This window comes from Chamaesiphon sp. OTE_20_metabat_361 (genome assembly GCF_031364565.1).
On the sequence record NZ_JANLWO010000708.1, the window covers coordinates 1 to 6,602 of the forward strand.

A 6,602-nucleotide genomic window follows, 5' to 3' on the forward strand; every position below is an offset into this window, starting at 1 on the left:
GTGGAGTCGCTTTTTCGCCTGTCAATGATTCGATGTCGGCTAGAGCAACATTCATTTTCATGATGCCGAATTTGACATTGAGATTGCCGTTGTCATCTACTTCGCTGAGGACTTCTGCTTTTTGCCCGATTTTGGGAATGCGGATGCGATCGCCGACCTTCGGATTGAAGCCTGGAGGCGGCTTGGGCGTCGATTTAGCTGGCAAGCGACGGTCGGACACGCCATCGAGTTCGGCGGTGGCTTGCTGGGCTGCCTGGGCGGTTTGGGGGCCTTGCTGGAGTTGGCGAATCACTTGGGCGATTTCGCCTTTGGCTTCGACAATGGCGGCTTGGACGGCGCGTTCTTGGTTGAGCTTGAGTTCCTGTTCCCGGGCTTGCAATTGTGCGGCTTTTTGAGAAACTTCGAGGTAGAAGGCTTCGGCTTGTTTGAGGATAGTAGCCGCTTCATTGGCTTTGGTTTCTTGAGTGCGCCGCTGGGCTTCTAGTCCAGCAATAACTTCGTTTACCTCTTGCGTCGCTCCCAAAATCACTTGCGATTTGGCATTTTCAATCACTTCTGGATTCAAACCCAATCTTTGAGCGATCGAGAGGGCGTTCGATCGACCGGGGATGCCCCATAATAAGCGATAAGTCGGCGCAAGATTGACATCATCAAATTCAACCGACGCATTTTCAAATCGACTGTCTTGATATTTGAGCGCTTTTAACTCGCCATAGTGAGTACTCGCGATCGTCAGCATCGCCCGATCGGCTAAATATTGCAACAGTGCGATCGCTAGTGCGCTACCTTCTGCTGGATCGGTTCCGGCTCCGACTTCATCGAGAAGAATTAGGGAGTTGGGAGTTGGGAGTTGGGAGTTGGGAGTTGGGAGTTGGGAGTGAGGAGTTGGGAGTTGGGAGTTGGGAGAATGAGGAGATTGGGGGTTTTGAGAATTGAATGAGTCTGTTAAACCTTCATCAATGGTCGTTGTTACATTCGCATTACTACCATCAGGCAAAACTTTTTGTCTGTTAGCTCGTTCTGTCTCCTCGCCTCCCAACTCCTCACTCCCAACTCCCAACTCCCCAATCGCATCTAAAATCCGACTAATCCGGCGAATATGTCCCGAAAAAGTAGACAGACTTTGTTGGAGGGATTGTTCGTCGCCGATGTCGGCGAGAATGAGGTCGAACCAGGGGATTTCAACTGGCTCGCGGGCGGGGATAAATAGCCCCACCTTCGCCATCAAAGCGACGATCGCGAGGGTTTTGAGGGTAACGGTTTTACCGCCCGTGTTGGGGCCTGTAATGGTTACTACGCGGATGTCTGGGCGAATCGAGAGATCGATCGGGACGACGGGAGATCCTTCTTCGTGACGATGTTTCCACGTCAGTAAAGGGTGGCGGAGTTGGCGGAGGGTGATGTAATCATTTGCGGCTCGATCGACAAATTTGGGCGGATTGGCTTCCAACCACAGACTATATCTAGCTCTGGCGGTGGCAAGATCGATCGTGGTGGCGACGACAAGCAGATGTTCGAGATCTTCGACTACTTCAGTAACTTTTGCCGTCAGAGCCGTCAGTACCGCTTCGATCTCTCGCTGCTCCTGGCGTTGGAGTTGGCGGAGCTGGTTGCCGAGATTGATAATTTGTTGGGGTTCGACATACAGAGTCGAGCCGCTCCCAGAGGTATCGTGAACGACGCCGGGAATGGCATCTTTGTGAGATGCTTTGACGGGGATGACAAAACGATCGCCCCGTTGAGTGATTAATGGCTGTTGAACGGCATTGGATTGACGCTGGATCAGACTATTGAGAGACTTGTAAATGCGATCGCGCAAGCCTTTGAGCTGGATGCGTACCTGGGCTAATTTTTCATTAGCTCGATCGGTAACATCGCCGCGATCGTCGATACAGTGATAGATGTCTTGCTCTAACTCTGGATACGTCCGCACGTCGGCTACCAAGCCTTGAAGTACGGGGATATTTTCTTCGCTGTCAATAGTACGGCGCAGCTTCCGCATTCCCGCGAGAGTGGTGGCGATCTCGTGCAACTCTTTCCCCGACAGCATTCCCTGGACGGCGGCGCGTTCGAGGGCATCGCCAAAATCTTCGATCCCATCTAAAGACAAGCCACCCATCAAGCGGGTTTCTAAGTCATACACCTCTTTAGTTTGGGCAAGTAGATTCAGACTGACACTTGGACTTTGGGGAATTACCAAATTTCTCGCCGCGATCGTGCCCAACTTTGTGGCTGCAAATGTCGCTACTTGCTGACACAATCGCGACCACTCCAATAACTCTAATGTCTCTGCCTGAATCGTCACTTACTCTACACTATAAGGTGGTATTTCTAACCATTATAGATGCTAGAGATTGGGAATTTGCAAAGCTAAAGTAATTTATAAAGTAGGTTTAAGAAAATATTGGCTTTGTCGATTCCCCCTGGAGACGCTACGCGATCGACTCGATCCGAATTTTAGGGATCGATGTTTAAAACTTCATCCATCGATGGATAGATACTCAAACTTTATCGGTCGCACAATCGGTAGATCGAGCATTCTGTCACACTGACATCACTATCAATCGAATCATTATAAGATCTAAATTGCTTCGCTCAAAACCGCCCTCTGCGTTAGCGATAGCCTGCCGTAGGCATAGGTAGATGCTACGCGAACGATTCAAATCAGGGCTAATAGTCAAAGTCCTCTGAAGAGGACTGTCAGATTTTATTTAGTCCATTTATATGGACTTTTGCCCTTAACCCGAAATTTTATTTTAGGACGGTGCTGAAGCAGAGCAACTATCTTCACTATTTAACAATATTAATTATATAGCCTCCATTAATTTTTCAAATATAACCATTTCTAATTATGCCATCAGTCCAAATTGTATCACTGCAATAACATTCAATAAACTCAGTAGTTTCAGTAATGGCGTTTTTAAAGTTAGCCCCAGAAATAGTAGCGTAGATCTTGGCATTGGACAGGTCTGCTCCTTCTAGGTTAGCATTAGCCAGTACAGTTTCTTGTGTAATTATCTTTTTCAGATTAGCACATTTAAGATTTGCATTAAGCAGAAACGTGAAACACAAGTTGCTCCCTTCAAGATTAGCTCCTTCTAGGTTTGCTCCTTCCAAGAAAGCTTCTTGAAGTTTGGAATCAACTAACATAATGTCTCTGAGATCGGCACCACTTAGATCGGCACGGTGAAGATCGACTCCACTGAAATCTCTTTGCCCAGCAGCATAACGTGCTAATAATTCCGCAGCAGTCATAACTCCAGTCTCCATATCAACCATTCAAATTATGCCAAGCAATCAGTGCTAATTGATGAACCTCCCGCCATGCTAGCTTTTGCTCTTGCGCGATCGCAGCACAGTCCTCATATTCTGGATGGACATTAACGATCGAGTCATCATCAACTAGATTATTTCGAGCGACTTTGACCCGTACCGTTCCATATTTAGTCACGACAGATTGGATTTCTCTGGGCAAGATCGAGCGAGTCTGGCGATCGCGACGGATGCCTAATGTACTTGTTTCTTTAAAGATAATTTGTTCGCAATCAGGCGCTATAGCTATCGAACAAATAACAGTAAGTAAAATACCCGATCGCGATTTTTTCATCCCGATTGGTTGCGTAAATACATCCAAAGCTCCAGCTTGAAATAATCGATCGAATATGTACCCGATCGCTTGGGGGTTGAGGTCGTCGATTTGAGTACTTAATACCTCGATCGTTTCGAGATATTCAGGGCGAACTGTAGGAGTTGTTGCCGCAGATGAAGCTATTTCAGTGCCCAACCATAAGCGTAAAATATTCGGAATCGGTAACTCGATCGTCCCCGCACCTAGACCGATTTGTTGGAGCTGCATGGCTGGCGGTGCGCCGAATTCTGTCGCGAGCGCGACCGCAATTGCTGCACCTGTAGGGGTGACTAATTCCCGATCGATCTTGTTGCTATAAACAGGAACATTGCGGGACGAAAATAACTTAAGTACGGCGGGAACTGGTACGGGTAAAATCCCGTGAGCCGCACGAACCGTGCCGCCGCCTGTGGGTAATGGCGAACAGTAAATTTTAGCGATATCGAGATAATCTAAGCCCAAACAAGTCCCGACGATATCGACGATCGCATCGACAGCGCCAACTTCATGAAAATGCACCTCAGAGGGGTCGATACCGTGGACTGCACCCTCGGAGATCGCCAATTGGCGAAAAATGTCCAAACTCCACTGTGTCGCTCTAGCGGGCAAATTTGCCGCCTGTATCAGCTTTTCGATCTGAGGGAGGTTTCGCTGGGGAGTGTCGTAATGGTGGTGATGATGTTCGGTGTCATCTTCTATCGGCTCGGCGGCAACGATATGAGTGTAGTGCTGTGACTGAAAATTTTTCGTGCTGTTAGCTGGCGGGTGAGTGTGTTCGCCCTCGTGGTGGTGATGTCCGTGCGAATGCTCGTGCGGATGTTTGTGAGCATGTCCGCGCTTCTCGGTAGTAGCGGTATCGATGCTGGCTGGCTCGGGATGAGCGTGAGGATGTTCGCGTTCGGCAGCATGGGAATGTCCGCGATGCGCTGAGGCGGCAGGAACTGCCGAGGCAATCGCCATCAAATCGACATGTACTTTGGTGGCAATTTGTCCATTGTGATGAACTTTATTTGCCCACAGGTGATATTCAGCCCCAATTCCTAAGCGTGCGAGCTGGGTGTTGAGATATTCAATCGGGACGCCAGCATCGACTAATGCACCCAGACACATATCGCCAGCGATTCCAGTTTGGCATTCTAAATAGGCGATTTTAAGCATGGGGAGATGGAAGTTGGGAGTTGGGAGTTGGGAGTTGGGAGTTGGAAGATCTAAAACCCTAAATGTCGATCGAAAATAAGGTGACTGACTTAACGATTAGTTGCGGCAGCTACCGTCCAAATAGATTTGAGTCGATAATTTAATTATTAACTATTAACTATTAATTATTAATTATTTTATATGGCGACTATTTACGAAATTCATCCTCAGACACCACAGATTAGAAAGATTGATGAAATTGTAGCGGCGCTGAAAAATGGTGCAGTCATGCTTTATCCCACCGATACAGTATATGCGATCGGGTGCGACATCAATTCCAAGTCGGCAGTCGATCGCGTCCGTCAGATCAAGCGGATGTCCAATGATAAACCCTTGACTTTCTTGTGTCAGTCTTTATCAAATATCTCTGACTATGCGATCGTCTCCGATCCAGCATATCGATTGATGAAACATCTCATCCCCGGTACTTATACATTTATTTTACCCGCAACCAAACTCGTTCCCAAGTTAGTTCAAGATCCCAAGCGCAAAACTACCGGGATTAGAGTCCCCAAGCATGTACTCTGTCAAGTCTTGCTCGAAACCTTGGGCAATCCGGTAATTTCTGCCTCTGCACACCTACAAGCTGAGGATGAAGATGACTCGATCGATCCCGTTGAGAAAGCGGTATTGTTCGATCGACTCGAAAAGCTAGTCGATATTATTATCGATGATAGTTCCGAACCCGGCATGGAAGGATCGACAATCTTGGATATGACAATAGACCCTCCTGAAGTAATTCGGGAGGGTCTGGGCTGGTCTGAAGTCGCAGCTTGGCTCTAATCGGGAGACTGGGGGACAAGGGGACTGGGGGACTGGGAGACGAGGGGACTGCTTAATTACCTTTTACCTCTTACCTTTTACCGCCGGAATAGGTAAACCCTTACGGGTTTTCCCCTCCACAGTACCGAGCTTGCAAATTTCTAAGCACTCGGCTCCTGCTGTATCATTTACTTCCTTCAAGTTATACTTTTCTTACATAATGGGTCAAATCACTATGTCCAGTACAGGTTTTCAGGACTTTATTTGTTGGGCTTCCATCCTTGAGATCCCTGTCCTCCGCCGTTGGCGAATGCCCTTCGACTCTAACTTGTGGAGGGGTAAAGATTTTCTACTATCGGTTTCAACAAAGTTTCAGCCTCTTCTACGTCTGCTCCCCTTTCGGGTACGGGATGACCCTTATCCTGCGAGTTATGAATTCCTCTGAACTTTCGTCCTACAGGCATTGGCTTTTTAGAAGAGTCCTTTCTCTCCCAGGAGTTGGTACATCTCACGACTTCCCTACAGTTTTAAAAAAAAACTGACCTGGTAGAGGTTTACACGTTCCGCAGTATTTAGATGCGTCTGGGTTAGGTTCCTGATGTCATCCGGTGGCGGACGGTATCATCTCACTGACGGGAAAAAGTCAGTTGTCGTAACTGCCACTTACCTTTTGGTTTGAGCCTATCAGCCTGATTTGGCTCATTGGGAAATGACGGATGTTACTCAGATTCGCTTTAGCTAACCATACCAGACTTGGACTTGCCCTTGTACCAGTTTAGGCTACCAGTGCAATTAGGCTTTCTCCTCTAGCTGTGAAACATCCCCATTGCTGTTGATGCTCCTTCGGAGTGTCCATACCTTTTGATACTAAGGTAGAAGCTTTACGCTTCACTAAATGTCTGCGACTTCGTGTCGCAATTTCCCCTTTCCCCCTCTTACCCTAAAGCCTAAAGCCTAAAGCCTACTGAGGGCAGCGTAACAACCGATACCGAACGCCTCTGACGGTTTTATAACG

At 47.8% G+C, this 6,602-nt stretch carries 4 protein-coding genes; 1 reads left to right on the forward strand and 3 read right to left on the reverse strand.

Annotated features, from left to right (window positions below):
* The 3 genes from RMO35_RS19950 to larC all read right to left on the reverse strand — a co-directional run.
* Positions 1-2,305: endonuclease MutS2 (locus RMO35_RS19950; RefSeq protein WP_309743517.1), on the reverse strand; the 2,305-nt coding region annotated here is incomplete at its 3' end.
* 524 nt (positions 2,306-2,829) lie between these two features.
* Positions 2,830-3,255: a pentapeptide repeat-containing protein gene (locus RMO35_RS19955; RefSeq protein ID WP_309743519.1), complete on the reverse strand. Its 426-nt coding sequence runs from the start codon at positions 3,253-3,255 to the stop codon at positions 2,830-2,832.
* Between the two features lie 16 nt (positions 3,256-3,271).
* Positions 3,272-4,786, reverse strand: coding sequence for a nickel pincer cofactor biosynthesis protein LarC (gene larC, locus RMO35_RS19960; RefSeq protein WP_309743521.1), 1,515 nt, complete (start codon positions 4,784-4,786; stop codon positions 3,272-3,274).
* Positions 4,787-4,966: 180 nt separating this feature from the next.
* On the opposite strand from larC, the gene RMO35_RS19965 reads away from it, so the two are divergent.
* Positions 4,967-5,608 carry an L-threonylcarbamoyladenylate synthase gene (locus tag RMO35_RS19965; RefSeq protein WP_309743523.1) on the forward strand — a complete coding sequence of 214 codons (642 nt, stop codon included), beginning with the start codon at positions 4,967-4,969 and terminating at the stop codon, positions 5,606-5,608.
* Positions 5,609-6,602 lie beyond the last annotated feature (994 nt).

Coding starts and splice junctions, on each gene's coding strand:
- RMO35_RS19955 (WP_309743519.1), bottom strand. CDS start 3,255: ATGACTGCTGCGGAATTATTAGCACGTTATGCTGCTGGGCAAAGAGAT.
- larC (WP_309743521.1), bottom strand. CDS start 4,786: ATGCTTAAAATCGCCTATTTAGAATGCCAAACTGGAATCGCTGGCGAT.
- RMO35_RS19965 (WP_309743523.1), top strand. CDS start 4,967: ATGGCGACTATTTACGAAATTCATCCTCAGACACCACAGATTAGAAAG.